The organism is Streptomyces sp. NPDC045678 (genome assembly GCF_056432085.1).
In genome coordinates this window covers 405,209-432,050 of sequence record NZ_JBWKJS010000002.1, presented here as the reverse complement: position 1 = coordinate 432,050, position 26,842 = coordinate 405,209, and the positions used below count along the sequence as shown (strand labels likewise).

The following is a 26,842-nucleotide window of genomic DNA, read 5'->3' as shown; positions in this document are numbered from 1 at the left end:
GGGAAGGGAGGGCGGGGAGGGAGGGGAGAGGGGGCGGGGAGAGAGGGGAGGGGAGAGGCGCAGGTTCACCGGCGGTCGGTGCGCACGCAGCCGGACGCCGTCAGCTCACGGCACGCACGTGACGCCCACGCGACACGCATGGGCCTGCACGCCTGAAGGCCTACTGGCCCATTGGCTCACTGACCTACGGAGGGCATGTGGGAGCAGCGCGAAGCGTGAAGCACGAACCGGCCAAGACCGGCTGGAACCGGCGAGGCGAAGAACGCGAAAGCGGGGAAAGGGCGTCAGCAGCCGCGACGACACGCGGACGAGGCCACCCGCAGCAGGTCGATGTGACCGCGCGTGGTGAGCAGGGCTGAACGCAACATGCGGCAGAACGTAGCCACTTCGTCCGCGCACGGTCAATGGTGTCTCGAAAGGCGGACTTCCGGTATCAGCGGATGGAAGCCGACGTGAGGGAGGATGGGCGTATGCCCGATGCGTTCACCACCCGAGTCCTGCAGGTCACCACCGGATCGACCGAGGTCGTCCGTGATCTCACCGCCGACTGCGAGGCCTTCCTGCGCGAAGCGGCCGACGGCCGCGACGGCCTCCTCAACATCTTCGTCCCGCACGCCACGGCGGGCATCGCCGTACTGGAGACGGGAGCAGGCAGCGACGACGACCTGCTCGCCGCGCTGCACACGCTGCTCCCCGCGGACGACCGCTGGCAGCACCGCCACGGCAGCCCGGGCCACGGCCGCGACCACGTGCTCCCCGCCCTGGTCCCGCCCCACGCGACCCTGCCGGTCATCGACGGCCGCCTGGAGCTGGGGACGTGGCAGTCGGTGTGCCTTGTCGATACGAATGTCGACAATCCGGACCGGAAGGTGCGGCTGTCGTTCCTCGGCGGGGAGTGAGGCACCCTGTTCTCTCGGACCGAGAGAAGAGGGCAGGGGCCATGCAGAGCTCACCGGAGCGGGAGTCGGTCGAGTTGTCGTACCAGGTGGTGTCGGAGCCGGAGTGGAACGTGACGGCCGCGGCCACCGCCTCGGTCGGAGTGCATCCGAGCGAGGAACTGGCCGAGGTCGTCGTGGTGTCGGGTCCCTGTCCGCGCTGCGGGCACCACACGGTGTTCTCGGAACGGCTCGTGGCCTACTCCGACGTGCTCGGTGCCGGCTCCGGACGACGCGGCCTCCTCGCCCGCGCCCTCGGGCGGGCCGTGGCCCGCGGTGGTCGGCGCGACATCGAGGTCATCTGCTCGTGCGGCGGTACCCACCCGGACGCCGGGGAGGAGTCGGGGTGCGGCGCGTCCTGGGTGCTGACCGTGGAATGGGGGCAGTGAGGTGGCCGTACGTGTCACGGCCGGGCCGGCGAGCACCCCGGCCGGGCGACGGCGGGCCGAGGAGGCGCGTCGCCTGCTCGACGAGGAACTGTCCAAGGTCCGCCAGCAGGCGGAGAGTTGGCGCAACGGCCTGGCCGCGCTGCTTGCCCTGTTGACCACGGTCGGCGTGGTCAAAGGACCGGACAGCATCCAGGGGCTCACGCCGGGCGCGCGGCGTACGGTCGGAATTCTGCTGCTCGGCGGTCTGGCGCTCGCCGCACTCGGAGCCTTCCTCGCCATGCGGGCGGCCTTCGGCCTGCCTCGGCGCAGGCTCGCGGAGGCTTCCCTGGAGCAACTCCTCGTCCGACAGCGGACCGTCACCCGCCGGGCCGTGACCGATCTGCGGCGTGCGATCGTCGCGGGCTTCGCGGCCCTCGCGGCGGTGACTGCTGCCGTCGGCCTGACCTGGTACGGGGAGCGGGCCGCGGTACCGGGCTTCCGGGTGGTGGAGACATCGGGCAGCGCACGCTGCGGCGAACTCCTCTCCATGGACAAGAAGTTCGTGCGGATCCAGGTGAGCGCGGCCGAGGAGCAGCGGATCCCGCTGTCCCGTGTGGTCTCCGCCAAGCCGGTGCCCGGCGGCTGTCCCAAGCGGTGAGACGTCACCTCGGGGGACCCGGGGGCCGTCAAGTCCAACGGGCGTCCGGCGTGTGCCCGGTGCGGCGCAGTTCTTCCACGAGAGGTGCCGTGTGCTCCCACAGCACGGCGACCGTCGCCTCGATGCTCTGAGCCGCCTCGACGTACAGGGTGGAGTCTTCGGGAAAGGTGTCCGTCAGGGTTTCGCGCAGCATCTCGCGGCGCAGTCCGGCAGGGGGGTGGGAGCTCCGCCGCCCGTCGGCGTCGGAGTCCTCCTCGGGCCCGTTGCGCCCCTCGGTGCCGGTCGTGAACAGGTTCCGGGCATTCTCCAGGACCTCGGACGCCAACAGGAACAGTTCGGCGCCGACGTGGCCGTAGAGGCTGGGTTCCTCGGCTGACGACGTGGTCAGAAGCGCCGCCCGCCAGCCGAGCTGATCGGCCACCAACTCCTGCTGCCATGACCTTTCGACCTCGTCGAACACCAGGTCCTCGTCCCCGAGCAGCCGCCGTCGGCCCACCTTCTCGGACAGATGCCCGGCCGCGATATGGCCGTACTCATGGCCGAGGACGAAGCATTCCATCGCGTGGAGCAGGTGGACGGCCGTGTGATTGATCCTGCTCGGTGCGAAGTACTGCGGTGCCCGGTTCGGGGAGCCGTGCAGGAGGTAGGCCAGAACGACCTGCCTGAACCGGAGCAGCGCTTCGGGCGACTTCTCGACGATGTCGCGCACCCGGTCCTGACTCCGGGCGAAGGCGGTCTGACCGTCATCGGCCCGAGGGAGGGCATAGGCGACAGCCTTGCTGAACAGCAGCAGGTAGGTGGGCAGTTCGTCTTCGAACAGCACGATGTGCTCGGCCGAGCCCGGCACACGCAGGGTGACCGCGTTGACCTCTCCGGTGGAGAGCGAGCCGAGGACCGGCCGGGCGAAGGGGCCGGTGAGGTGTTCCTCGATCGTGTCGGCGAGCGAATGGAGCAGTTGGTAGATCCCGAGGTCTTCGTGCGGCCCGGCCGGGGGCCAGTGCGCCGGCGGATTGCGGTAGCGGTCGAGGACGTCGCCGCGATGCCCCGGAAAGCCCTCGAGGTTCATCTTGTCCACGGCCACATGCATCAGCGAGGCCGCGCGATCCGCGTCGAAGCCCCTCTTGCCCCGCGCGGCGGCCACTTCCGCCTGTACGTCCCACAGGAAGCGGAGAGCCCGGCCCGGCTCTTTCGTCACGACTCTTGTCCCCCACCTTGCGACTCCATCGGTGCCCCGCCACAAGTATGGGAGAGCCGCGGCTCAGCCCGCCGCGCACCCCGGGCACCGGCCCCGGTACGTCACCTCCGCCGCGGAGACCGCGTAGCCGAACCGTTCGGAGTCCGGCAGGTCGCTCAAGGGATCGCCGGAGGGGTGGACGTCGCGGATGGTGCCGCAGCCCGAGCACACCAAGTGCTGGTGCGGGCGGTGCGCGTTGGGGTCGTAGCGCTTGGCGCGGCTGTCCGTCGTCACCTCGATCACTTCGCCGAGCGAGACGAGTTCGCCGAGGGTGTTGTAGACGGTGGCACGGGATATCTCCGGCAGCCTGGCGGTGGCCCGGGCGAGCACCTCGTCGGCGGTCAGGTGGACGTGGTCGCCGGCGAGCACCTCGGCGACCACACGACGCTGGGCGGTCATCCGCCAACCGCGTCCGCGGAGCCGTTGCAGCAGGTCACTCATGACCACCAACCCTCACTGTGCGGAATTGTGCAGAGTCCTTGCGAATGAATACGCGTGCGCCTGTCTTATGTATTGACTTGGATTTCGTCCATCGTAGGATCGGATCCGGCTGGCAGCCAAGGGTCAGGGCAACGGCAGGGAACCACACGTGACTTCACTGGATCGCCTCACTTCACCGGATCGCCTTCCGGCCCGCGCGTGCACCTGCTCCACCACCCTCAGCTCCTGAGCACCGCGATCCGCCCTCTCCGGAAGGATTCCCCATGACCGAGAACCACGACGCGATCGTCACCGACCCCAAACCGGAGGAGACGGGCGGCTGCCCGGTGGCGCACCGCGCGCCGCACCCGACGCAGGGCGGTGGAAACCGGCAGTGGTGGCCGGAGCGGCTCAACCTGAAGATCCTGGCGAAGAACCCCGCCGTGGCCAACCCGCTCGGTGAGGAGTTCGACTACGCCGAGGCGTTCAAGACCCTCGACCTCCCCGCCGTGAAGCGGGACATCGCCGAGGTGCTCACGACCTCCCAGGACTGGTGGCCCGCCGACTTCGGCAACTACGGCCCGTTCATGATCCGCATGGCGTGGCACAGCGCGGGCACGTACCGCATCAGCGACGGCCGCGGCGGCGCCGGCGCCGGCCAGCAGCGCTTCGCCCCGCTCAACAGCTGGCCGGACAACGCCAGCCTCGACAAGGCCCGGCGTCTGCTGTGGCCGGTCAAGAAGAAGTACGGTCAGTCGCTCTCGTGGGCCGACCTCCTGATCCTCACCGGCAACGTCGCCCTGGAGTCGATGGGCTTCAAGACCTTCGGCTTCGGCGGCGGCCGCGCCGACGTGTGGGAGCCCGACGAGGACGTCTACTGGGGTCCCGAGACCGACTGGCTCGGCGACGAGCGCTACACCGGCGACCGCGAGCTGGAGAACCCGCTCGGCGCGGTCCAGATGGGCCTCATCTACGTCAACCCCGAGGGCCCGAACGGCAATCCGGACCCGATCGCCGCGGCCCGCGACATCCGTGAGACGTTCCGCCGGATGGCGATGAACGACGAGGAGACCGTCGCCCTCATCGCGGGCGGCCACACCTTCGGCAAGACCCACGGCGCGGGCCCGGCCGACGCGGTCGGCGACGACCCCGAGGCCGCGCCCATGGAGCAGATGGGCCTGGGCTGGCGCAGCACGCACGGCACGGGCGTCGGCGCCGACGCGATCACCAGTGGGCTCGAGGGGATCTGGACCGACACCCCCACCACGTGGGACAACAGCTTCTTCGAGATCCTCTTCGGCTACGAGTGGGAGCTGTTCAAGAGCCCCTCGGGCGCGCACCAGTGGCGGCCGAAGGACGGCGCGGGCGCGGGCACCGTCCCCGACGCCTTCGACGCGACGAAGAGGCACGCGCCGACGATGCTGACGACCGACCTGTCGCTCCGGCTCGACCCGGTCTACGAGCAGATCTCGCGTCGTTTCAAGGACGACCCCGACGCGTTCGCGGACGCTTTCGCACGCGCCTGGTTCAAGCTGACCCACCGCGACATGGGCCCGATCGTGCGCTACCTCGGCCCGGAGGTCCCGAGCGAGACGCTGGTGTGGCAGGACCCGCTGCCCGAGGTGACGTACGAGAGCATCGACGCCGCGGACGTCGCCGCTCTCAAGGAGCGGATCCTCGCCTCGGACCTGTCGGTCTCGCAGCTCGTGTCCACCGCGTGGGCGGCCGCCTCCTCCTTCCGCGGCAGCGACAAGCGCGGCGGCGCCAACGGCGCGCGGATCCGTCTGGAGCCGCAGCGCGGCTGGGAGGTCAACAACCCGGACGAGCTGGCGACGGTCCTCCGTGCCCTGGAGGGCGTCCAGGAGTCCTTCAACTCGTCCCGCACGGACGGCAAGCAGGTCTCGCTCGCCGACCTCATCGTGCTCGCCGGCAGCGCGGCCGTCGAGCAGGCCGCCAAGGACGCCGGCTTCGCCGTCGAGGTGCCCTTCACCCCGGGCCGCGTCGACGCGGCGCAGGAACAGACCGACGTGGAGTCGTTCGCCGCGATCGAGCCGGCCGCCGACGGCTTCCGCAACTACGTCGGCAAGGGCAACCGCCTGCCCGCCGAGTACCTGCTGCTCGACAAGGCGAACCTGCTGACCCTGAGCGCCCCGGAGATGACCGTCCTCGTCGGCGGTCTGCGCGTCCTCGGCGCGAACCACCGGGGCTCGAACCTCGGCGTCCTCACCACCAGCCCCGGCACCCTCACCAACGACTTCTTCGTGAACCTGCTCGACCTGGGCACGGAGTGGAAGTCGACGTCCGAGGCGCAGGACACGTTCGAGGGCCGCGACGCCTCCGGCGCGGTCAAGTGGACCGGCACGCGGGCCGACCTGGTCTTCGGCTCCAACTCCGAGCTGCGCGCGCTCGCCGAGGTCTACGCGAGCGACGACGCGAAGGAGAAGTTCGTACGTGACTTCGTCGCGGCGTGGGTCAAGGTCATGAACCTCGACCGGTTCGACCTCGTGTGACGCGGGCCGGTTGACCGGCTCACCGGCGCGGGCGGCGCGGGCGGCGCGTCCAGGGGGGTACCACCTGGACGCACCGCCCGGCCGGTCTCCGGCTCCGACACCTCCGACACTCCCGGCGCCCCGCGTCGCTGCCGATATTCGGTGCCGTGCCGGGCGACTGACGTGCAGACTCGTTCCATGGTGGACATGGGCGCTTTCAGGGACGCGGTCGGCAACTGGGCGGCGGGTGCTCCCGACGGACCCGCGCGTGAGCTGGCGACGCGGCTGGGGCTGCGGACCGCGGTGCTTCTGGAGGGCCCGAGCGACCTCGCGGCCGTCGAGACGCTGGCCGCGCGGCGCGGCCGGGACCTCGCTGCCGAAGGGGTGTGCGTCGTACCGATGGGCGGGGCGATGAGCGTCGGCCGGTACGCCGGGCTCCTCGGGCCGCCCGGTCTCGGCCTGCGCCTGACGGGGTTGTGCGACGTGGGCGAGCGGCGCTTCTACGATCGCGGGCTGGAGCGGGCCGGGGCGTCGCGGCAGGGCATCCACTTGTGCGCCGCCGACCTGGAGGACGAGCTCATCCGCGCGCTCGGCACGGCGCGGGTCGAAGAGATCATCCGGGACGAGGGCGATCTGCGGGCGTGGCAGACTCTGCAGCGGCAGCCCGCCCATCAGGACACGCCGCGGCACCAGCAGTTGCGTCGCTTCCTCGGCACCAAGAAGGGGCGCAAGATCCGCTACGGCGGTCTCCTGACGGACGCCCTCGCTCCTGGCGAAGTGCCCGCTCCGCTCGACGGGCTGCTCGCGAGCGTATGACGCGGTGCCGTCCCGTCGCACAGGCCAGCGAGTACCCCAAGGGGATATGATGGGAGTCATAAGGCTGCCTTATGAGGTCATAAACCTGACCCGCCTACTTACTTAGGCTTGCCTTAGCTTAGGCTTTCCCTCGAGTCACCCCATCACCGCTCGAAGGGAACCTGAACATGCCTCGCCCTCTGCGGGTAGCCATTGTCGGAGCCGGTCCCGCCGGAATCTACGCCGCCGACGCGCTGCTCAAATCCGCAGTGGCGGTCGAGCCGGGTGTGTCGATCGACCTCTTCGAGCGGATGCCGGCGCCGTTCGGTCTGATCCGCTACGGCGTCGCCCCCGACCACCCCCGCATCAAGGGCATCATCACGGCCCTGCACCAGGTGCTCGACAAGCCCCAGATCCGCCTCTTCGGCAACGTGGACTACCCGCGCGACATCAGCCTGGACGACCTGCGCTCCTTCTACGACGCCGTGATCTTCTCCACGGGCGCCACCGCCGACCGAGCGCTCGACATACCCGGCATCGACCTCGCAGGATCGTACGGAGCCGCGGACTTCGTGTCCTGGTACGACGGACACCCCGACGTGCCGCGCACCTGGCCGCTTGAGGCCGAGAAGGTCGCCGTCCTCGGCGTCGGCAACGTAGCGCTCGACGTCGCCCGCATCCTCGCCAAGACCGCCGAAGAGCTGCTGCCCACCGAGATCCCGGCGAACGTCCACGAAGGACTCAAGGCCAACAAGGCCCTGGAGGTCCACGTCTTCGGCCGCCGAGGCCCCGCGCAGGCGAAGTTCAGCCCCATGGAGCTGCGCGAGCTGGACCACTCGCCGAACATCGAGGTCATCGTCGACCCCGAGGACATCGACTACGACGACGGCTCGATCGCGACCCGGCGCGGCAACAAGCAGGCCGACATGGTCGCCAAGACCCTGGAGAACTGGGCGATCCGCGACGTCGGCGACCGCCCGCACAAGCTGTTCCTGCACTTCTTCGAGTCGCCCGTCGAGATCCTCGGCGAGGACGGCAAGGTCGTCGGCCTGCGCACCGAGCGCACCGCCCTCGACGGCACCGGCAACGTCAAGGGCACCGGCGAGTTCAAGGACTGGGACCTCGGGGCGGTCTACCGCGCCGTCGGCTACCTCTCCGACGAACTGCCCAAGCTGCCCTGGGACGTCACCTCCGGCACGGTCCCGGATGTGGCGGGCCGCGTGATCGAGGAGTCCGGCGAGCACCTTCAATCGACGTACGTCACCGGGTGGATCCGACGCGGCCCCGTCGGCCTCATCGGCCACACCAAGGGCGACGCCAACGAGACCGTCGCCAGCCTCCTCGACGACCGCGAGAACGGCCGGCTGCACACCCCCGCCTCGCCCGAGCCCGAGGCCGTCGAGGCCTTCCTCGGCGAGCGCAACGTCCGCTTCACCACGTGGGACGGCTGGTACCGCCTCGACGCCGCGGAGAAGTCCCTCGGCGAGCCGCACGGCCGTGAGCGCGTGAAGATCGTCGAGCGCGAGGACATGCTCAGGGCGAGCGGCGCGTAACGCTCCGCGGCTTGAACCCTTGTGTGCGCAGGCGCGTTGAAGGTGGACCTCCAACTCGCCTGCGCACACTGCTATGCGGACCTCACGAACGGTGCCCGGCCCGCCCGTTGCCGAGCGGCACGTCCAGGCGGGCGCGGCGGTGGCTGAACGCGGCGATGGAGTGCGGGCCGTGGTAACTGCCCATGCCGCTCTCGCCGACCCCGCCGAACGGCAGGTCGGACACGCGCAGATGCGCCATCGGCAGCCCGAAGCCAAGACCGCCGGACGAGGTCTCGGCGGCGAGGCGGCGCCGTGTCGTCTCGTTCTCGGTGAAGCCGTACAGGGCCAGCGGCTTGTCGCGGTCGTTGATGAACGCGATGGCCTCGTCCAGGTCCGCGACCTCCACGATGGGCAGGACCGGGCCGAAGATCTCCTCGGACATGACGGGGTCGTCCGCCGTCACGCCGGTCAGGACGGTCGGCGCGATGTACACGTCGTCCCGGTCGGTCCGCCCGCCGAACGCCGTCGTACCGGAGTCGAGCAGGGCGCTCACGCGGTCGAAGTGCCGCTCGTTCACCATCCGCCCGTACGCCGGCGAGGACTGCGGGTCGGCGCCGAAGAGACGCTCGACGACCTCCGCGAGCGCGCCCGCGAGGGTGCGGGCGGTGTCCGGGTCGGTCAGGACGTAGTCCGGCGCGACGCAGGTCTGCCCGGCGTTGCGGAACTTGGCGTCGGCCAGACGGGCGGCGACGGTGGCGACATCGGCGTCCCGGTCCACGAACACCGGCGACTTGCCGCCCAGTTCGAGGGTCACGGGCGTGAGGTGCTCGGCGGCGGCGCGCATCACGATGCGGCCCACCGCGCCGTTGCCGGTGTAGAAGATGTGGTCGAAGCGCTCGGCGAGCAGCGCCGTGGTCTCGGGAATGCCGCCCTCGACGACGGCTACGGCCTCGGGGTCCAGGTACATCGGTACGAGGCGGGCCATCAACTCCGAGGTGGCCGGAGCGAGTTCGCTCGGCTTGAGCACCACCGTGTTGCCGGCGGCCAGCGCTCCGGCGACCGGTACGAGGGAGAGCTGGACCGGGTAGTTCCACGGGGCGATGACCAGTACGGTGCCCAGCGGCTCGTACTGCGTGCCGGCCGTGGACCCCTCGGGCAGCCCGGCGAGGGACGCCTGGTCGAGCCGCTGCGGCTCCAGCCACTCCGCGAGGTGTGCCAGCGTGTGGTCGATCTCGTGCACAGGCAGGTCGACCTCGGCGCCGTACGCCTCGGGGCGGGGCTTGTGCAGGTCGCTGTGGAGGGCGTCCGCGATGGCCTCGCGGTTCTCGGTGAACAGCGCGCGCAGCCGGGTCAGCTGCTCCTGACGCCAGGCGAGGGGCCGGGTGTGGCCGGTGGCGAAGGTGGCGCGCAGCCGGGCGACCAAGGAGGCGGTCCGGTCGGTGAGGGTGACGTCGGTGGTCATGGGGGGAATTCCTCAGAGGTGCGGTGTGCGGTGTGATGCGTTCTTGGTGCTGTGCTCTTTGGTGATGCGTGATGTGTGATGTGGTGCGTCAGGCGTCAGGCGTTCTGTGCGGGGGCCGCCGTGCCGAGCAGGCCGACGGCGAGAGCGTCGCTGGCCGGGCCCAGCAGGCTCCGGGGAGCGGGCGCCCCCTCCAGGCCTACGACCAGCGCGACGCAGATGTCGGCGGCCTCTGCGGGCGTGACGCCCGCGACCGTGCCCGCCTCGGTGAACAGGCCGGTCAGCACCTCGCGCAGCTCCGCGGTGAACGACGTGCAGAGGTCGCCGAAGAGGCGGGCCTTCCCGTCGAGCAGCTCCGCGGCGTGCGGGGAGTCCCCGGCGAGCTGGAGGACGAGGTCGAGTTTGGCGGCCAGGACGCCGTGCAGTCTCACCGCGTACGGGGTGTCGGCGGTGGCGGCCTCACGGGCCCGTAGGAGCGCCTGCTCGTGGAGGCGTCCGGCGAGCCTGCGGAAGGCGTCGTCCTTGCCGCGTACGTACTGGTAGACGGCGGACCGGGACACGCCCATGGCAGAGGCGATGTCGTCCATCGTGGTGCGTCGCGCGCCGTACCGCGTGAGGCAGTCGTAGGCGGCGTCGAGGACCTCGTCGAGCCGGTCGGTGCCCATGACTCAGGCCAGCTTCCCGAGCAGCTCGGCGGCGAGCGGGGCGGAGGACGCGGGGTTCTGGCCGGTGACGAGGTTGCGGTCGACGACCACGTGCGGGGCCCAGGGCTCGCCCTCCTGGAAGTCGGCGCCGCCCTGCACCAGGCGGTCCTGGAGCAGCCACTTCGCCCGGTCGGCGAGACCGGCCTGGGTCTCCTCGGCGTTGGTGAAGCCGGTGAGGCGGTAGCCCGCGAACGAGGGCAGGCCGTCGGCGGAGACGGCGGCCAGGAGCGCGGCCGGGGCGTGGCAGACGATGCCGAGCGGCTTGCCCGTCTCCAGGGCGGTGGTGAGCAGCCTGCCGGACTCGGCGTCGACGGCGAGGTCCTCCATGGGGCCGTGGCCGCCCGGGTAGAAGACGGCGGCGTAGTCGTCGAGGTTCACCTCCGCCAGCTTCACCGGGTGCTGGAGTTCGGTGAACGCGGCGAGCGAGGCGGCGACCTTCTCGGCGCCTTCCTGCCCGCCGTTGGCCTCGGGAGCGAGGGAGCCGCCGTCGACGGTGGGGACGACACCGCCGGGAGTGGCGACGACGATCTCGTGACCGGCGGCCTTGAACGCCTCGTACGGCGCCACGGCCTCCTCGGCCCAGAAGCCGGTCGGATGCCGGGTTCCGTCGGCCAGGGTCCAGTGGTCGACGCCGGTGACTACGAACAGGATCTTCGACATGCGGGGGCCTCCGATGATCGGGGTGATCGGGCGGGCGGTCTGACGTTCTGGATGCAGAACGTCAGGACGGCGATATCCCCAACGTAAATCCATCCGGCATAGGTATCCAATGAGGAAATCAATAGGAGGTATCGGAAAACCGATGGCGGAGTCGGAGGCGGGGTGGCCGGCGGCGGGGGCGGGCGCGTCCGCGCCGGTCAGTCGGAGTGCTGCCGCCCCGCGACCAGAGGGCCGAGCACCCGAGTGCCCGGACCCACGCGGCCGCCGGGGCCGGGGAGGTGGGTGGTGTTGTCGACGGTGAGCGCGTCACCGCAGTGTGCGCACACCGTCACCGGCTCCGTGTCGTGTCCGCAGTCCACGTGATGCAGGCGCAGAGGCGGTCCGGACCCGTCGCTCTGCCAGCGGTCGCCCCACCGCATCAGGGCGAGCAGCACCGGATACAGCTCCGTGCCCTTCTCCGTGGCCACGTAGTGCTCGCGCGGCGGATGGTCCTGGTAGCGCTCGCGCCTGAGGACGTCCTCCTCCACCAGCCGCGAGAGCCTGGCCGAGAGCACCTTGCGTGAGATGCCCAAGTCGTGGGCGATGTCGTCGAACCGTGTGACGCCCATCAGGACGTCCCGCATGATCAGCGCCGTCCATGCGTCGGCGAACAGGTCGGTCGCTCGGGCGATCGAGCAGGCCACGTCGGTGAGAGAGGTCCTGGTCACGCCTCCAGGCTATCCGAGTTCCCTAAAGGTACTAGAGTGTGGGTTCCCTGAGGGAACCAATCGGGAGGGTGTCATGGCTCCGATCATCGAACTCAACTCGCTCACACCTGACGCGGTCGACGGCCGGCACATCCGGGCCCTCACCTTCCAGCACGTGCGCATGGAGTACCTGACCACGGTCCTCCAGCGGCTCGGTATCGAGCCGCCCGGGCGCCGCGCCCTGGTCATCGGAAGCGGACGCGGTCTCCTCGCCCGCGGGCTCGCCGGACTCGGCTTCGACGTCGTCGCTCTGGATCCCGCGCCCCGGGCCACCGAACTGGCCCGACAGGCCGCCGGTGACGAATCCGTCCAGTACGTGACGGCACCCGCCGAGGACCCCGGTCTCTCCGGTGAGCGCTTCGACGTCGTCTTCTGCACGGACACCTTCGAGATCACGGACGACCTCGACACGGTGGTCGCGCAGGCCGCCCGCCTGCTGTTGCCCGACGGCGTCCTCTTCTACGACACGGTCAACAAGACACCCGTGTCCCGCCTCATCTACCTGGGCGCCTTCCAGTCCCTGCCGCTCACGCGGATCATGCCCCGCGACCGCTACACGAACGATCGGTTCCGCACGCCCCAGGAGGTCGCGGCCGCACTCGCCGCCCACGGCCTGCGCAACGAGGACACCTGCTCCTTCAAGCCCAAGAGCGTGGTCGGTCTGGTCCGCGCCACCATCGCGCGCCGGAGCGGCAAGATCACCGATGACGAGATCCCGCAGCTGGCCGACTTCGTCCTGGAACCCGAGGGCAAACCCGTCGTCACCTACCTCGGCCACGCTCGCCCACAGGAGAGTTAGAGGACCGGCAGCGCTCGAAAATCGCAAGCGTCCGCCTCGAGACGCGATGGAAGAACAAGGCGGTCGGGTGCCGGGCGGTGCTGTTGTGGCGGTGTGCGGAACCATGGGGGCGCGCCCGGGCAATCCATGCTCTCGGCGCGATGCGGTACCAGCGGCGAGGTCCGGCCGCGTACCCGACGGGAAGGGGAAACGGTGACAAGATCCGGTACTCAGGGCGGCAGCGTGCACGCCACCCGGGTGTTCAAGGTCCAGCGGGCCTTCACCGAACTCGGCGGTCCGGCGCACGGCCCCGGCGAACTCGCCGAGGCGACCGGGCTCGATGACTCCACGGTCCACAGGATCCTGCAGTCCGGTGTCCAGGAAGGCACGTTCGTACGGGAGTCGCGCGGTCTGTACCGGCTCGGCTCCGGAGCCGCACGGCTGGGCCTGAAGGCGCTGATGCACGAGCCCAACGCCGCGGTCGCGCACGCGGCGCTGGAGGAACTGCGCGAGGAGATCGACGGAGGCCTCGTGTGCCTGTTCGTCCTCGCCCCCTTCGGCGGCGCCAGGAAGCAGTGCCTCGACATGGCCGTGGGCGACTCCGACCTGACCGAACTGGGCATCGGGCACCGTGCGTTGCTCTCCATCTCCCAGTCGCTGCGCACAGGTGCCTGCGGCCGGGCGATCCTCGCTCACCTTCCCGAGGTCATCCAGGACCAGGTGCTGGCCGAGCCGCCGCCCAGGGAGGCCGGCCCGGGTGCCTACCGCGACAACGCCGAGCTGCGCACGTCACTCCGGGCCATCCGGGAGTCGGGCTACGCCGTCGAGAGCGAGGAGTGGGCCCGCGGCTGGAACGGCTGTGCCGCACCCGTCAGCTGGGACGGCCTCGTGATGGGCTCCGTCCTGGTCCTCGTCGAGGGTGCCGTGCCGCGCTGGTCCGCCGCCGACATCCGGGCCGTCATGGGCGCCGCCGCGCGATTCACTCAGGCGAGCGACTCCGGAGCCTGGTCGTCCAGGGTCCCGGCCGATCGCCCGTGAGGGCACCCCTGACGGCTGACCGCGGTGGGCAGCGGGCGTCCGGGCATCCGGGACGCCGACCCGGACACGCGGTCGCGCGGGGTCAGCCGCACCATCACGTCCTTGAGCGGCCGGAGCGAGATCACCGGCGATCCGTACCCCAGTGAGTCGCCGGGGATCATGCTGACCTTGAACCGCTGGTTGATCATGGCCACGATGGTCCGCAGTTCCAGCAGCGCCATGGAGTTTCCGACGCACTGGCGCGGCCCGGCCCCGAAGGGGAGGTACGCCATGCGCGGGCGTTCCCGCACGGCCTCCGGCGTGAAGCGGGTGGGGTCAAAGGCCAGCGGGTTCTCCCAATAGCGTGGGTTGTGATGGGACACCAGCGGTGACAGGAGGATCGAGGAGCCCGCCTCGATCGCATACCCGTCCAGAGTGTCCGGGCCGACAGCGGCGCGCGGAAAGATCCAGATGGGCGGGTGCATCCGCAGGCTCTCGTCCACCACCATCTGTGTGTAGGTGAGGGCCTCGGTGTTCGCGGCGTCCGGCGGCCCGCCGCCGAGTACCTGCTCGATCTCACCGTCGAGCTCCTCCTGTACCGAGGGGTGGTTCGCGATGGAGAGCAGGGTCCAGCAGAGTGACACCGCGGTGGTCTCGTGGCCCGCGAGGTAGATGGTGAGCAACTCGTCACGGATCTGCTGATCGGTCCAGGGCTCGCCGGTGACGGGGTCCTTGGCCTGTTCCATCAGGGCCATCAGCGGGCCCTCGCCGGTCTCCGCGTGACTCTTGCGCACATCGGCGACGACCTTGTCGAACACATGATGAATACGGGCGATCTTCTGCTTGCGGTCGGTCGGCAGCCAGGACGGCAGCATCTCCGAGAGCGTGCCGCGGCGGAACATCACTTCGACCACGTCGTCGACGATCTGCTTGAGCACCCGGGCCGAGGGCTTGATGTCGTACGCGAACAGTGAACGGCTGAGGGTGACCAGGGTGAGCCGCAGCATCTCCGTCATCAGGTCGACGGGCTCGCCGCGCGCCGCCTTCCCCTCCCATTCGTCGAGCATCTCACCGGTCGCCCGGACGATGTTGGGGATGATGTCGAGCACGGCGTTCTTCAGGAACACCGGCTGGACCGCCCGGCGATGGCTGCGCCAGAACTCGCCGTCCGTGGTGAGCAGCCCCTTTCCCATCACCACGCCGAACTGCTCGTACAACGGGCCGCGGACGTAGTTCCCGTGGTTCTTCACCAGCACCTGGCGCACCGCTTCGGGACCGGTGACCTGATGCACCGTCATCGGACCGAGGCGCAGGCGCACCACCTCGCCGTAGTCGCGCTGCAGACCGAGCAGGAACTCGGCGGTGTTGCGCCGCCAGGAGCTGAGACTGCCCACCAGCGGGGCGCCCTTGGGGCCGGGAGCCGTGGCGCCGACGGCGCCGGCGAAGGCGAGCGGCGAGTCGGCGGAAGCGGTGGTCGTCATCGGGATTCTCCCTGCTGTCGGAGGTGCGAAGGGGCGGGCGCCGCCCGGCGGTCGAGTCTCCGCGGCACGGGAAAGGCGCGCCGCACGAAGAGGTTGTCGAAGACGACGTCGGGCGTGAGACGGCGCAGCGCGATGGTGCTGCGGGCCAGGAAGCCCACGGGGTAGCGGGCGTGCGGGCGCGCGCTGCGCACGGCACGTTCCACGACGCGTGCGACGTCGTCGGCCTGGATCGCGAAGGTGCCCGCCAGAGTGCGCCGGCTCCCGGTGTAGATCGCGTCGAAGTACTCGGCCGTACGCTGACGGAACTCCGCGTAGTCCTCGCTGACGGGCTTGAAGTTGGCGACGTACGTGGCCCCGAACTCGGTGGTGCGCACGGGACCCGGCTCGACGAGGACGACGCGCACGCCGAAGTCGGCCGTCTCCAGGCGCAGTGCGTCGCTCAGCGCCTCGACCGCGTGCTTGGACGCCTGGTAGTAGCCCCCGCCGGGAACCGCGTAACGGCCGAAGATGGACGAGATGTTGACGATCGTGCCGCCGCGCGCGGCGCGCATCGCGGGCAGGACCAGCTGGCTGAGCCGGGCAAGCCCGAACACGTTGGTCTCGAACTGCCGCCGCATGTCGTCGAGACCGGCCTCCTCCACGACTCCCGAGAGGGCGTACCCGGCACTGTTCACCAGGGCCCCGACCGACCCGTGCGCCGCCTCGACGGTGTCGACCGCGGAGCGCATGCTCGACTCGTCTGTGACGTCCAGGGGCAGGGTGCGGATGCCGTCGTCGGCGAGCGGCTTCAGCGTCTCGGGCCTGCGCGCCGTGGCGTAGACGATCATCCCCGACCGGTGCATCCGCAGGGCGGTGGCCCGGCCGATACCCGAGGAACAACCGGTGATCAGTACGGGGAGCTGTGCCGCCATCAGAATCTCCTTCTCTGGACTGGACCGTGCGGAAAGACCGGGCCCCGGCGCCCGAAGGCGCCGGGGCCGTCCGGTCAGCCCAGCGCGCCGAGCTGCTTGGCCAGGTCGAGTCCGTCGAGGGAGAACCAGCTCTCCACGATCAGGCCGTCCTTGAACTCGTCGATGACGATGCCGCTGACCGCGAACGCGCGGCCCTGGGCGGGCACACCCTCGTAGGGCTCGCCGGTGTGGGTGCCCCGCGCCGTGAACCGGCTGACGACCTTGTCGCCCTCCAGGATCCAGTCGTCGACCGTCACGTGCAGGTCGGGGAACGAGGCGCGCTGCAGCCGCACCCACTCCTTGAGGTGCTCCACACCCTCCTTGCCGTTCGGCGCGGTGCCGTGGCTGATGTGGTCGGCGCCCGCGCCCTCGTAGATGACGTCGAGGTTGCCCTTGTTGAGGCACTCCTCGTAGTAGCGCTCCAGTACGGCCTTGTTCTCCTGCAGGGTTGACATGTCGTCCTTTCCGAATGTCTCTGATGTGCGAACAGTTGAGTGGGCTCAGAGCGGGCCGGTGAGGCCCGACACGGTCATGACCGGCGCCCCCGAATCCCGGCTCCTCACCTTCCAGATGCCGAGGATCGGATCACCCTCGACCACGGACGTTCCGTGCTCCTCGGAGTGGAGCGCCATCCGTCCCACGGTCAGCGGGTCGACGGCGACGGACAGGCCGTTGCCCTGCTTGGCGCAGGCCATCAGCACGTTCTCCAGAGCACCCACCGGCAGGGAGGTGCGGGGTACGTGGTGCGTGGCCCACAGGTCGTTGGGAGGACAGGCCGGGACCTCGGCCACCCGCCTGCCGTCCGGCCACTCGGACCAGTGCGCGACCGGCACGACCGACGAGCGCCAGCGCAGGAGCGGCCGGCCCGACCGCCAGGTCGTCGTGCGGGGCACGTCGGGCCGGGGCGGGATGTAGGAGCGCGCCTCCGGCGAGTCGTGGACGACGCGCACGCTCGCCTCCGGCCCACCCCCGTCGTCCCCCCGCCGACGGAAGCGCACGGTGACGACCCAGGTCAGCCCCTCGTGGGCGCCGCGTACCTCTCGCTCCCACACGGCGGACCCGGCGTCGAGCCGCAGCAGCTCCAGCGGTACGACCACCTTCTCCAGGCAGCCGACCCGCAACTGCCGGAAGTCCTCGGGCACGATCCACTCCGCGCCCCGCACCGCGCTCTCCAGCAGCATGCTCACCGGCACCGCCGGCACGCCGTCCACCGTGAAGTCGGTGAGGACGGGCGCCGTCTCCGGGTCGAACGTCACGCGGGACACCAGCCGGTCGTGCGGCCGGTAGGCGGTGACCTCGCCGAGGTGATGGATCCTCGGATACGTGCCGGCGAAGCCCGGCAGATCGGGCACGACCGGGTAGTCGGTCGCCTGGACGGGACTCATCGCTCTGCCCAGCGGCCCCACGAAAGTGACCTCGCCGTCCGAGCCCGCCAGCAGCTCGGCCCGCCATCTGGCCAGGCCGTCGTCGACGTCGACGGCGGTCATGTAGCGCAGCGTCGCCGAGAAGTTGGCGATCAGGCCGATACGGTCCCAGGTGGGCCACGCGAGCGTCATGACGGGAAAGTCCGCCCGTCGGCTCGCCCACCGCCCCAGGCGTGCGAGCCCTTCGTTGGCGGCCGCGTACTCGAGCTGGCCGACCATGCCGCCCAGCCGTCCGGTCAGGGACCCCACGTTGCAGAAGAACTTGAGGCGGTGGCCGCGCAGCTCCTCGAAGAGATGGGTGAAACCACCGATCTTGATGTCGACGGTCCGCACGATGTCGTCGTCCGACTTCTTGGGCAGCCTGGCCGCCGTGTCGACACCGGCGTTGTGCACGACGCCGGTCAGAGCGGCGCCCTCCCGCCGCACCAGCGCGCGCACCTGCTCGCGGTCGGTGAAGTCGCACCGGGCGTACTCGACGCGCAGTCCGCGCGCCCGGGCCCCGGTGATGTTGGCGGACAGCTCCCACAGGCGGCGGGTGCGCATGATGTCCTGCCGGATGCCGGCCGGCGAACGGCCCTTGCGCCGCTGCGACCACAAGCCCTTCTCGTACGACTTGAGTTCGCTCTCGTCCATGCCGAACCACGGCTCGGCCCCGGTGGGCAAGGCCTCACGGCCGGTCACCACGACGCGCATGCCGTAGCTGTCCGCCAGCGAACGCGCCAGCTCCCAGCCGATGCCGCGGCCGCCGCCGGAGATCAGCACGCAGTCGTCGACGCCCAGGCTGACGACGGGTTCTCCGGCGCGCCGTGCCACCGGGGTCAGCGTCAGACGCCGGCTTCCGCGGTATCCCACCTCCAGCTCGCCGGGCCTGCCGAGTTCGGCGGCGACGATCTTCGGCAGGTCCGCGGCCGCGGCGGCGCCGGTGTCGACGACGCGCGCGTTGCAGTTGGGCAGTTCGCGGTGGAGCGTCTTGGCCAGACCGGCCCAGATGCCGCCCAGCGGCTGTGCCAGATCGTCGTCGGGGTGCTGGCCCATCCCGCCGCCCAGATACGTGACGGCCAGGTAGAACAGCCGCCGCGCGGAGGTCTCCGCCGCCCAGTCCTCGTACGTTCCGCGCAGCGCCGCGATCGTGCGCAGCAAGGGACGGCGCCACGCGTCGGCCGGGTCCTCGCCCTCCGGAGCCCGGCGCAGCGTGAGGTCGACGATCGCGTCGATCCCGCCGCGGGGCTGTCCGTCGCGGCTCACGAGTGCTCCGTGCGCGCTCAGTTCCCGTTCGACCGCGGCGGCGGTGTCGTGCTCGTCGGAGGTGTCGGCGGCGTCACCCCCCAGCAGGAGGACGCGCATGCCCGCCAGCCCGGCCGGTTCCGGCGCGGCGTCCGGCAGGGCGGTGAGCCGCCATTCCATGCGGGTGACCGGCTGGACCGGCGCGTCGGTGTCCGGGGTGACCTGACCCGCGGGTCCGGTCCGCGCTTCCCGTGCTTCTGGTGCTTCCTCTACGGACAGCATGATCGAATCCCGTTTCCCGTCAGTCGCTCTGGATGGGGACGGCTTCGCCGGTCCGCGCGTCGACGTAACCGATCAGGGTCGCCCGCATGTCCTTCATCTGCAGGAGCATCCGGCCGTCGGACCGGGCGGCCACGAACCGGTTGTCGACCCGGTCGGCGGCGAGGTCGAAGCCCGGCGGCGTCGCGTACAGCTCGATCGGTGCCGGCTGTGCGGAGAGCACCTGGTCGTTGGCGTCCTCATAGAGGTCGATGCGCCGGATCGACAGTGGCGCCGCGACAGGGATCAGACGACCGTCGACCAGATCGAGCACGCCGACACGGGCCAGGCCGTCCAGGAGGATGCTCGGCACGACGAAGCGCGAGAACGCCGGATCGTCCGCCGGGAGGTCCAGTGCGTAGCGGCCCCGCTTGCCCATGGGGTGGATGCGGGTGTCCGTCGTGGACACGAATGGCCCGGTCAGCCGCACCGGCGAGCCCGCCAGGTGGTACGGGTCCGGAACAGGGGTGTCGTCGGCGGTGTCCCAGGCCTCCCAGCGAGGGGCGGCCGGGAAGGCGTCGGCGAGCACGACTCGGGCCGTGAAGTGCACCCGGTCCTTGACGAGGACGACGCCCGCCGGAGACACCACGTCCTCGGTGATCTTCACGTCGACGACGGTCGTGTCACCCGCGGTGTCCACGATGTGCGCGCGCAGCCGTCTGGCAGCCGACGGCAGCCCGCGGTAGACGCGCAGGAAGTGTTCGAAGCGCAGGTCCTCGAAAGCGATGACGTGCTTGTCCGGTACCAGGTGCCGCGCCGCCTCCGCCGCCATCTCGGTGACGAACGTGCCGGGCAGGGTCGGCTCCCCCCGCACCGTGTGGTGCTCCAGGTAGCTGTCGGTCTCCAGGTCGAAGGGGCACTCGAAGACCGCGGACCGCTCGTCCGACGACACCGGGCGGCGGAGGAAGAAGCCCGTGTCCGCCCCGCTTTTCGTGTCCCCCTCGCTCGCCGTCAGATAACCGGGATAGAACTCCTCGACCGTGGCCCGCTCGGCGTCCCCCAGGTGGACGAGGGCAGGTCGCCGGACGGGGGAGTGCAGTTCCTGGAAGAAGTGGTGCACCCCTTCCGCGACCGCCATGTTGCTGTAGGAACCGGCTCGTTCGTAGTAGGCCTTGGTCAGCTCGTTGGCGCCCATGCCCACGCTGGCCCACAGCGTCCAGCCGATGGTGAACTCGACGCGGTCCGAGGTGGCGGCCGCGTAGCCGGACATGGAGGCCAGGAAGTCGTTCGCCGACGCGTAGTCGGATTCGCCGAGCTGGCCGAAGTACCCAAGCAGCGATCCGAAGTTGCACCACAGGCGCGGCGGCGCGGCGCGCAGCGCGTGCTTGAGATGCAGATAGGAATCGACCTTCAGATTCCGGATGGCGGTGAACTCCGCGAAGTCCTTGTCCCTGATCAGTGCCGAACGCTGCAACCCGGCCGCGTTGACGAGCAGATCGATGCTTCCCTCCGCCGCGAGCACTTCACCGATGGCCTTCTCCACCGCGGCGCCGTCCCGCATGTCGCACGGCAGGTAGGTGACCCGGCCCTCGCCGCAGTGCTCCGCCATCACGTCGAGGTTCCTCTTCGCCTCGCGGGCGTTGAGCATCCGGTCGTAGCCCCGGTTGATGTCCGCGACGGTCCGGCCCTCCCGCTTGGCGAGCTCGGCGGAGATGTAGGCCGCGCGGCCCGCCGCGAACTCCTCGTCGCTGCCGGCGAAGACGGACGGCGGATAGCTGTCGAGCGCGTTGCTTCCGAACACGTACATCCGGGGGCCGATGTGCTCGGCGACCGCTTTCAGCACCTCGGCGGTGATGCCCCGGGCGCCGCCCGCGACGACGACCACCGAGTCGCGGTCCAGAACGGCGGGGGTCGTGGTGTCCAGGACGTTCGGCTCCCCGCGCAGCCGGTACACCTTGCGGACGCCGTCGTCGTCGACCACCACCGGGAAGCCCCGGTGCGCGCGGCTCTCCTCCTCCACGAGCCGTACGGCCTCCACGGCGTCGGTGCACGAGGTGAGCAGCCCAAAACCGGTGCTGTCCCCGAGCTCCCTGCCCGCGCTCTTGAGCAGCCCTGTGAAGATGCCCGAGTACGGATGCGGAGTGCCGCCCGGAACCGCGCCGAGGAGCAACATGACGAGCGAGGACCCTTCGGCGGAGAGGTCGTCGAAGGAGTGCTGAAGGGCCAGGAAGACGGCGTCGTGCAGGGCGAGCAGCGGCTCGGCCGCCTCGGCGCGCACCTCCTGCCCCGGTGGTGCGGTGCGTCCCAAGTCGGTCAGTACCCGTAGCCGGGTGACCGGCCCGCCGCCCGCCTCCAGGGCCGCGGCGACCGTCTGCGCGGAGAGATCCGGCAGGTGGTGCCAGCCCGGCCGCGGTGCGTCGAGCGGAGTGGTGGAGAGGACGGTCAGCGTGAGGCCCGGGTCCGTCGCCCGGGCGAGGAGGTCGGGAGCGTCGGTGACGACGACGGTGCCGTCCGCGAGGAACGGCGTCACGTCCCGCACCTGTCGGGCCGGCGCCGCTTCGAGCACCGGGACCTGGCGCTGTACGCGCAAGGGCGTGCCGTCGCCCGTGTGGGTGCCCGACACGAAGCCGTCGGGCAGTGTGCCGGTCGCGGCGGCTTTGGACGAGCCGGTGTCCGGCCGCCCGGCGGTCTCGGAACCGGGGACGGTCAGGCGGAGCCGGACGCCGGGAGCGTCGTCGCTGTCGGTGCAGGAGACCTCGACGGTGCCGGCCGGACCGTGCAGCGCCTTGAGGACGGCGAGTCCGCCCGCGGCGCCCAGATAGCGGGCGTACTCCGGTTCCCCGCACCGGATCGCGGGGTGTTCGGAGGTGGTGGCGGCCGTCGGCAGGGCGACGGTGCCGCCGAGTGGTTCGTCGACGTACGCGAGGACCTTCAGGCCCGCCCGGCGAGCGCGCTCCTCCGTGGTGAGGGCCAGCAGGAAGGCGCCCTCGGCCAGTTCGCGTTCCTGTTCCGGCAGCAGGCCCCCGATGAGCGTGCGGTACTCCGGAAGACTGTTGCCGTTGATGCCGCCGGCCAGCGCGAAGTCGAGCTCACCGGTCCGCAGGTAGCGGCCCGCCGAACTGATCGACGACAGGGCGGAGGCGAACCCGGAGTCCATCGTCATGTTCGGGCCGTGCAGGTCGAAGTAGTTGGCGACCCGGGCGGAGATGACGTTGGGCATCTGGCCGGGGAACGAGTCCTCGTTGGAGGCCGGGATCATGGCGCGTACCTGGTCGCGCAACCGGTCGAGCACCTTGGTGGCGGCGGAACCGGCCAGGCGGGAATCGGTGGCGACCGCCTGTCCGACGTCGTCCAGGTAGCACCGGTTGGCGTAGAGCATCGCGGCGCGGGTCGGGCCCATGTGGCCGACGAACACACCCGTTTTGGCCGCCTGTTCGCCCCAGAACTCCGGCATCTGGTCCCGGAGCCGGTGCGCGCACTGCAGGATCATCAACTGGCAGCGGTCCAGGGCCCGGATCGTCTTGGGCGGCAGTCGGACCTCGTTGAACGGCGGCGACGGGTAGTCGTCGCCGAAGGTGCTGAGGGGCCGCGGGCCGCCGGCGAGCCAGCGCGATACCTCGTCGCGCCCGGCCAGTCCGGGCAGATGGGTCGACCAGCCGACGATCACCACCCGGCCGGCACCGTCCGGTTCTCCGGTGGCCGGGACCGCCTCGGGCCGTGAGCTCTTCGAGGACGGGGGAGCGGTGTGCCGTGCGGTGTCCGGCGTGTCCTCGGAGACGATGAGATGGGCGTTGGTGCCGCCGAATCCGAATCCGGACACCGCCGCGAGCCGGGGACGGTCCTTCCGCCGCGGCCACCGCGCGGGCTCGGAGCCGATCTGAAGGCCGGTCTCCGACAACCGGAAGTCCTCGCGGGCCCGGGTGAAGCGGAACTGGCCGGGGATGGTCTCCTGCTCCAGAGCCAGGAGGTTCTCGATCAGCGAGACCACGCCCGCCGCCCAGCCGGTGTGCCCGATGAGCGACTTGTTGGAGGTGACGGCGGTGGGCCGGGCGGTGCCGAAGTGCTCGCGCAGCATGGTGAACTCCGCGAGGTCCCCGGCCGGCGTCCCGGTCGCGTGGGCGTTGATCCACTCCACGTCGTCGGCGTCGACGTCGCCGTCCTCCAGCGCCCGCCGCACCGCGAGGCTCTGACCGGCCGAGTTGGGCGCGTAGATCGCCTTGCCCTTGCCGTCGGAGGACGAGCCGAACGACCGCAGGACGCCGAGCACCCGGTCGCCGTCAGCCCGGGCCCTGCTCAGCCGCTTGAGGACGACCAGGGCCGCGCCGTCGGCGAAGATCACGCCGTCGGCGGCCTCGTCCAGAGCGTGCACGCGGCCGGTCTTCGAGAGCCCCTGCAACTTGGAGAACAGGACGGTGCCGCGCGGAGCCAGGGCGAAGGCGCCACCGCAGACGGCGATGTCCTGCTTGCCCATCAACAGACCCTTGGCGGCGATGTCGATGGCGTACAGCGAGGAGGAGCAGGCGGTGTCGACCATGTGGAGTTCGGTCGACGGCGGGAGGATCCCCTGCATCGCCAACTCGCCCACCCGGTGGGGCAGATAGCGCGACGCCGTGGCGTCGCCGTGTGAGTAGCGCCGGGTGAGTGCCTCCTCGAAGCCCGAGCGCAGCGCGTCCTGTTCCCCGGCCTCCAGACCCAGGTCCTCGACGATGTCGTGCGTGAGCCGGGTCATGCTGTCGAGGACACCGGCCTCCTCGAGGTACTGGCTTCCGTCCGGGGTGTAGCCGACCACGAAGGAGCAGGTGTCGCTGTCCTCGTAGTGCACCCCGTCGAGCGCCTGGACCAGGCTGTGCCGCAGCCACTTCGTGGTCTGCTCCTGCTCGTCGGAGCTGCCCTCCATGCCATCGAGCGCACCCGCCGCGGGCTCGAAGCCGGTGATGAACACGCAGCGGTCGGCGTACGCCTTGTCCTCGGTCTCGGCGTCGGCCGAGTGGAAGTTCTCGTGCTGCCAGCGGTCCGCGGGGACCTTGACGAAGAGTTCGTCCCCCGTCATGCGGAGCTTCCAGAACTCCTCCGGGCTGTTCGCGCCCGCGACGGCCAGCCCCATGCCGACGACGGCGATCGGGTCGTCCGCGAGATCCCGCTCGTCGGCCGGAGCGTTCGCCGTGACGGGTTTCGTGACGGGTTCCGCGACGGGTTCCGTCACGGGCTCAGTGACGGCAGCCGGAGCCTGCGAGAGGGCCGTGTCCGCAGCAGCCTCCGCAGCCGTCTCCACCGTCGCTTCTTGAGCTGTCTCCGCGGCCGTCTCCAGGTCCGCCTTCGGCGGTGAGAGGAGCGCCGCACCGAGCGTGAGCCCGCCGTCGGCCAGAATGACCTGACCGGTGATCCAGCGAGCGTCGTCCGAGGCGAGGAAGCCCACGACGGTGGCGAACTCCTCCGGCCGCCCGAGCCGGCCCCACGGCGTCGCCCGGGCGATGACGTCCTGCATCTCCGCGGACCGGGGGAACTTGTCCGCGACCTCGCTGGTGAGCATGGCGGCGGACGCCGTGTTGACCCGGATGCCGAGGGGAGCCAGTTCCACCGCCAGGTACCGGGACGCCGCCTCCGCGGCCGCCTTGGCCGGGGCGCACGCCAGGTAGTTGGCCATCACCATCTGCGAGCCGCCGAGCGCGGAGACCGTGACGATCGACCCGCCGCCGCCCCGGGCCATCAGCGGCGCGGCCGTGCGCGCCACCCGCAGTCCGCCCTTGTAGTTCGTTTCGAGTGCCCTGTCGAGGTGTTCGTCCGTGACCTCGTCCATGGGCAGCAACGCGCCGTCCGCGGCACTGTTGACGACTATGTCGAGCCGGCCGTGCAGCCGCTCGACCTCTTCCAGCATCCGGTCGACCTGCTCCTGCCGGGCCACCGAGGCACGGACGAGATCGACCCGGAAGCCCTCGGCGACCAGTTCGTCGCGGGTCTCCTTGGCCCGGTCGTGCGAGTGGAAGTAGTTGAGGACGATGTCGGCTCCACGCGCGGCGAGCTCCCTCGCGATGGCCTTTCCTATCCCCTTGGACCCGCCGGTGACCAGAGCCACCTTTCCGGTGAGGTCTTTCATGGCACACATGTCCTTCTGAGCGAGAGCGGGAGAGCGAGCGGAGGTCGGCCGGCCCCTCGTCAGACCGCGACGCCGGAACGCCGGCCGGCGAGTTCGGTGACCACGAAGTCGACGAGCCTGTCGATGGTGTTGTAGTCCGAGAGCCGGAAACCGGACTCACGCGGCGGCAGGCCGTAGCGCTGCGAGACCCGGGACAGCAGCTCGACCTGCTTGACGGAGTCCACGCCGAGCTCCGCCTCCAGCTGCACCCCGCCCTCGAAGACCTCCTCGGGATACTCGAGGGCCTCCGCGTACAGGCTGCGCAGTTCGGCGAAGACCTCCGTGCGGTCGGGACCCGCGGCAGGGGAGTCGTCCGCTCGGTCGGTGAGGGGCTGTGCGACCACGGTGGTGACCGGGGCCGCCTGCGGTCGGTAGGCCGCCAGGTCGTCGGCGATCCGCTGGAGAACCGCGTCACCGTGCTCGCTCCAGTAGGCCTCGAACAGCTCCGGGGTCACGGACACCGGCAGCAGTTCGGTGAGGACCGGGGCTCGGCCCGTGTCGGCGAGACCGGCGAGCCGCAGGGTCTGCAAGGTGGCGTCGAGCGCCAGGCGTGCGTCGTCGTCGGTCGTCAGGGTGGCCAGGGAGCGGACGTCGGAGCCCTTCGTCAGACGAGCCACCAGCTTGGTCAGCGCGGCCCGCCCGCCCGCCTCGACGAACGTGGTGACACCGGACTCCTGGAGGTGGCGCACGGCCGTCGCGAAGCGGACCGGCTTGACGAAGTGCTCCGCCAGCAGGTCGCTCAGGGAGTCACCGGGCTCGTAGTAGCGCTGGAGGATCGGCGAGTAGACGGGGCGCCGCAGCGGCAGCTGGTCCAGCTTCCCCACGAACGCGGCGAACTCGGGAACGGCCGGAGCCAGCGCCGGAGAGTGGAAGGGGAAGGGCGCGTCGATCTCGACGGCGCCGATGCGCAGTTCACCGGCGATCGCCACGGTCCGGTCCAGGACCTTGCCGGGGCCGCTCACCACGGTCTGCTCGTCGTGGTTCTCGGTGGCGACGGTCAACTGCGGATCCTCGAGGAGTTCCAGCAGACGCCGGACCCGGTCCGCGCCGGCGGACAGAGCCACCATGCGCCCCTCGAAACCGGACTGCCGGGCGATGACCGCGACGCGGTGCGCCACGATGCGCACCCCGTCCTCGATCGAATACGCGCCGGCGGTCACCAGGGCGGTGATCTCGCCGAGGCTGTGACCGGTCAGGACGTCCGGCTGCACGCCCCGGGCGGTCAGCACCTCGTACGCGGCGAGGCCTGCGCCGTAGATGGCCACCTGTGAGACCCATGGGTCGTCTTCGAGGAGCCGGCGCAGTTCCACCTTCTCCGGTCCCAGGACCAGGTCTGATATTCGGCGCGAGAACAGCGTCATGGTCTCCGCGTCGAGACGCTCGAAGATCTGGCGGACCTGCGGGTGGCGGGCGTGGGCCAGGCGCAGCGCCTCGCCGTCGAAGCCGCCCTGACCGGGGAAGAGAAACGCGGTGCGCAGCTCGTTGGACCTGTTTTCGGGCATGTCGAATCCTCCGTCGTGGTGCGGAAAGGTGAGAAAGGGTGAACAGGCAGCAACGGGATGACGGCGCTGCCCGGG

At 70.6% G+C, this 26,842-nt stretch carries 21 protein-coding genes; 8 read left to right on the top strand and 13 right to left on the bottom strand.

Annotated elements, in window-relative coordinates; all coding sequences use genetic code 11:
* Positions 1 to 284: 284 nt before the first annotated feature.
* A complete protein-coding gene (locus AC07DO_RS08440) occupies positions 285 to 368 on the bottom strand; it encodes a putative leader peptide (protein WP_355809829.1) in 84 nt (27 codons plus the stop codon).
* Positions 369 to 470: 102 nt separating this feature from the next.
* Between AC07DO_RS08440 and AC07DO_RS08435 the strand changes: the two genes are divergently transcribed.
* From AC07DO_RS08435 to AC07DO_RS08425, 3 genes are read left to right on the top strand one after another with little or no spacing between them, the layout of a single operon-like run.
* Complete coding sequence (locus AC07DO_RS08435; protein WP_479057874.1) at positions 471 to 899, top strand: secondary thiamine-phosphate synthase enzyme YjbQ; 429 nt, start codon at positions 471 to 473, stop codon at positions 897 to 899.
* Positions 900 to 940: 41 nt separating this feature from the next.
* A complete protein-coding gene (locus AC07DO_RS08430; RefSeq protein ID WP_479057873.1) occupies positions 941 to 1,324 on the top strand; it encodes a hypothetical protein in 384 nt (127 codons plus the stop codon).
* 1 nt (position 1,325) lies between these two features.
* Positions 1,326 to 1,961, top strand: a complete 636-nt coding sequence (locus AC07DO_RS08425) for a hypothetical protein (RefSeq protein ID WP_479057872.1) — start codon at positions 1,326 to 1,328, stop codon at positions 1,959 to 1,961.
* Positions 1,962 to 1,989: 28 nt separating this feature from the next.
* Here AC07DO_RS08425 and AC07DO_RS08420 read toward each other — a convergent pair whose 3' ends face one another.
* Positions 1,990 to 3,156 carry a M48 family metalloprotease gene (locus AC07DO_RS08420; protein ID WP_479057871.1) on the bottom strand — a complete coding sequence of 389 codons (1,167 nt, stop codon included), beginning with the start codon at positions 3,154 to 3,156 and terminating at the stop codon, positions 1,990 to 1,992.
* 63 nt (positions 3,157 to 3,219) lie between these two features.
* The gene (locus AC07DO_RS08415) at positions 3,220 to 3,636 is read right to left on the bottom strand and encodes a Fur family transcriptional regulator (RefSeq protein WP_479057870.1); all 417 of its coding nucleotides are present in this window, start codon (positions 3,634 to 3,636) and stop codon (positions 3,220 to 3,222) included.
* Between the two features lie 263 nt (positions 3,637 to 3,899).
* Between AC07DO_RS08415 and katG the strand changes: the two genes are divergently transcribed.
* The 3 genes from katG to AC07DO_RS08400 all read left to right on the top strand — a co-directional run bounded on the left by katG (position 3,900) and on the right by AC07DO_RS08400 (position 8,452).
* Positions 3,900 to 6,125, top strand: a complete 2,226-nt coding sequence (gene katG / locus AC07DO_RS08410) for a catalase/peroxidase HPI (RefSeq protein ID WP_479057869.1) — start codon at positions 3,900 to 3,902, stop codon at positions 6,123 to 6,125.
* Positions 6,126 to 6,302: 177 nt separating this feature from the next.
* Positions 6,303 to 6,920 carry a TOPRIM nucleotidyl transferase/hydrolase domain-containing protein gene (locus AC07DO_RS08405; RefSeq protein WP_479057868.1) on the top strand — a complete coding sequence of 206 codons (618 nt, stop codon included), beginning with the start codon at positions 6,303 to 6,305 and terminating at the stop codon, positions 6,918 to 6,920.
* Between the two features lie 167 nt (positions 6,921 to 7,087).
* On the top strand, positions 7,088 to 8,452 hold the full coding sequence (locus tag AC07DO_RS08400) for an FAD-dependent oxidoreductase (protein ID WP_479057867.1): 1,365 nt from the start codon (positions 7,088 to 7,090) through the stop codon (positions 8,450 to 8,452).
* Positions 8,453 to 8,534: 82 nt separating this feature from the next.
* Here AC07DO_RS08400 and AC07DO_RS08395 read toward each other — a convergent pair whose 3' ends face one another.
* The 4 genes from AC07DO_RS08395 to AC07DO_RS08380 all read right to left on the bottom strand — a co-directional run bounded on the left by AC07DO_RS08395 (position 8,535) and on the right by AC07DO_RS08380 (position 11,961).
* Positions 8,535 to 9,893, bottom strand: a complete 1,359-nt coding sequence (locus AC07DO_RS08395) for an aldehyde dehydrogenase family protein (protein ID WP_479057866.1) — start codon at positions 9,891 to 9,893, stop codon at positions 8,535 to 8,537.
* A gap of 95 nt (positions 9,894 to 9,988) precedes the next feature.
* The gene (locus tag AC07DO_RS08390) at positions 9,989 to 10,555 is read right to left on the bottom strand and encodes a TetR/AcrR family transcriptional regulator (RefSeq protein ID WP_479057865.1); all 567 of its coding nucleotides are present in this window, start codon (positions 10,553 to 10,555) and stop codon (positions 9,989 to 9,991) included.
* Between the two features lie 3 nt (positions 10,556 to 10,558).
* Entirely contained in the window at positions 10,559 to 11,254 is a 696-nt protein-coding gene (locus AC07DO_RS08385) for a type 1 glutamine amidotransferase domain-containing protein (RefSeq protein WP_479057864.1), read from the bottom strand.
* A gap of 197 nt (positions 11,255 to 11,451) precedes the next feature.
* On the bottom strand, positions 11,452 to 11,961 hold the full coding sequence (locus AC07DO_RS08380) for a winged helix-turn-helix transcriptional regulator (protein WP_479057863.1): 510 nt from the start codon (positions 11,959 to 11,961) through the stop codon (positions 11,452 to 11,454).
* A gap of 73 nt (positions 11,962 to 12,034) precedes the next feature.
* Between AC07DO_RS08380 and AC07DO_RS08375 the strand changes: the two genes are divergently transcribed.
* Together AC07DO_RS08375 and AC07DO_RS08370 are read left to right on the top strand one after the other, a co-directional pair.
* Entirely contained in the window at positions 12,035 to 12,799 is a 765-nt protein-coding gene (locus AC07DO_RS08375) for a class I SAM-dependent methyltransferase (RefSeq protein ID WP_479057862.1), read from the top strand.
* Positions 12,800 to 12,991: 192 nt separating this feature from the next.
* The gene (locus AC07DO_RS08370; RefSeq protein WP_479057861.1) at positions 12,992 to 13,816 is read left to right on the top strand and encodes an IclR family transcriptional regulator; all 825 of its coding nucleotides are present in this window, start codon (positions 12,992 to 12,994) and stop codon (positions 13,814 to 13,816) included.
* On the opposite strand, the gene AC07DO_RS08365 is transcribed toward AC07DO_RS08370, so the two are convergent.
* The 6 genes from AC07DO_RS08365 to AC07DO_RS08340 form a co-directional block, all read right to left on the bottom strand.
* Positions 13,762 to 15,276, bottom strand: a complete 1,515-nt coding sequence (locus tag AC07DO_RS08365; RefSeq protein ID WP_479057860.1) for a cytochrome P450 — start codon at positions 15,274 to 15,276, stop codon at positions 13,762 to 13,764. The genes AC07DO_RS08370 and AC07DO_RS08365 overlap by 55 nt on opposite strands.
* On the bottom strand, positions 15,273 to 16,187 hold the full coding sequence (locus AC07DO_RS08360) for an SDR family NAD(P)-dependent oxidoreductase (protein WP_479057859.1): 915 nt from the start codon (positions 16,185 to 16,187) through the stop codon (positions 15,273 to 15,275). Before AC07DO_RS08360 ends, AC07DO_RS08365 begins: the two co-directional genes overlap by 4 nt.
* 74 nt (positions 16,188 to 16,261) lie before the next feature.
* A complete protein-coding gene (locus AC07DO_RS08355) occupies positions 16,262 to 16,681 on the bottom strand; it encodes an ester cyclase (RefSeq protein WP_479057858.1) in 420 nt (139 codons plus the stop codon).
* Positions 16,682 to 16,726: 45 nt separating this feature from the next.
* A complete protein-coding gene (locus tag AC07DO_RS08350; protein WP_479057857.1) occupies positions 16,727 to 19,156 on the bottom strand; it encodes a KR domain-containing protein in 2,430 nt (809 codons plus the stop codon).
* Positions 19,157 to 19,175: 19 nt separating this feature from the next.
* On the bottom strand, positions 19,176 to 25,226 hold the full coding sequence (locus tag AC07DO_RS08345) for an SDR family oxidoreductase (protein WP_479057856.1): 6,051 nt from the start codon (positions 25,224 to 25,226) through the stop codon (positions 19,176 to 19,178).
* A 59-nt stretch (positions 25,227 to 25,285) separates the two neighbouring features.
* On the bottom strand, positions 25,286 to 26,767 hold the full coding sequence (locus AC07DO_RS08340) for an acyltransferase domain-containing protein (protein ID WP_479057855.1): 1,482 nt from the start codon (positions 26,765 to 26,767) through the stop codon (positions 25,286 to 25,288).
* Positions 26,768 to 26,842: the final 75 nt, after the last annotated feature.

Bases quoted from the DNA above. Each gene is read 5' to 3' on its own strand.
- AC07DO_RS08440 (WP_355809829.1), bottom strand. From the start codon at position 368: ATGTTGCGTTCAGCCCTGCTCACCACGCGCGGTCACATCGACCTGCTG.
- AC07DO_RS08435 (WP_479057874.1), top strand. From the start codon at position 471: ATGCCCGATGCGTTCACCACCCGAGTCCTGCAGGTCACCACCGGATCG.
- AC07DO_RS08430 (WP_479057873.1), top strand. From the start codon at position 941: ATGCAGAGCTCACCGGAGCGGGAGTCGGTCGAGTTGTCGTACCAGGTG.
- AC07DO_RS08415 (WP_479057870.1), bottom strand. From the start codon at position 3,636: ATGAGTGACCTGCTGCAACGGCTCCGCGGACGCGGTTGGCGGATGACC.
- katG (WP_479057869.1), top strand. From the start codon at position 3,900: ATGACCGAGAACCACGACGCGATCGTCACCGACCCCAAACCGGAGGAG.
- AC07DO_RS08405 (WP_479057868.1), top strand. From the start codon at position 6,303: ATGGTGGACATGGGCGCTTTCAGGGACGCGGTCGGCAACTGGGCGGCG.
- AC07DO_RS08400 (WP_479057867.1), top strand. From the start codon at position 7,088: ATGCCTCGCCCTCTGCGGGTAGCCATTGTCGGAGCCGGTCCCGCCGGA.
- AC07DO_RS08395 (WP_479057866.1), bottom strand. From the start codon at position 9,893: ATGACCACCGACGTCACCCTCACCGACCGGACCGCCTCCTTGGTCGCC.
- AC07DO_RS08390 (WP_479057865.1), bottom strand. From the start codon at position 10,555: ATGGGCACCGACCGGCTCGACGAGGTCCTCGACGCCGCCTACGACTGC.
- AC07DO_RS08385 (WP_479057864.1), bottom strand. From the start codon at position 11,254: ATGTCGAAGATCCTGTTCGTAGTCACCGGCGTCGACCACTGGACCCTG.
- AC07DO_RS08375 (WP_479057862.1), top strand. From the start codon at position 12,035: ATGGCTCCGATCATCGAACTCAACTCGCTCACACCTGACGCGGTCGAC.
- AC07DO_RS08365 (WP_479057860.1), bottom strand. From the start codon at position 15,276: ATGACGACCACCGCTTCCGCCGACTCGCCGCTCGCCTTCGCCGGCGCC.
- AC07DO_RS08360 (WP_479057859.1), bottom strand. From the start codon at position 16,187: ATGGCGGCACAGCTCCCCGTACTGATCACCGGTTGTTCCTCGGGTATC.
- AC07DO_RS08355 (WP_479057858.1), bottom strand. From the start codon at position 16,681: ATGTCAACCCTGCAGGAGAACAAGGCCGTACTGGAGCGCTACTACGAG.
- AC07DO_RS08350 (WP_479057857.1), bottom strand. From the start codon at position 19,156: ATGCTGTCCGTAGAGGAAGCACCAGAAGCACGGGAAGCGCGGACCGGA.
- AC07DO_RS08345 (WP_479057856.1), bottom strand. From the start codon at position 25,226: ATGAAAGACCTCACCGGAAAGGTGGCTCTGGTCACCGGCGGGTCCAAG.
- AC07DO_RS08340 (WP_479057855.1), bottom strand. From the start codon at position 26,767: ATGCCCGAAAACAGGTCCAACGAGCTGCGCACCGCGTTTCTCTTCCCC.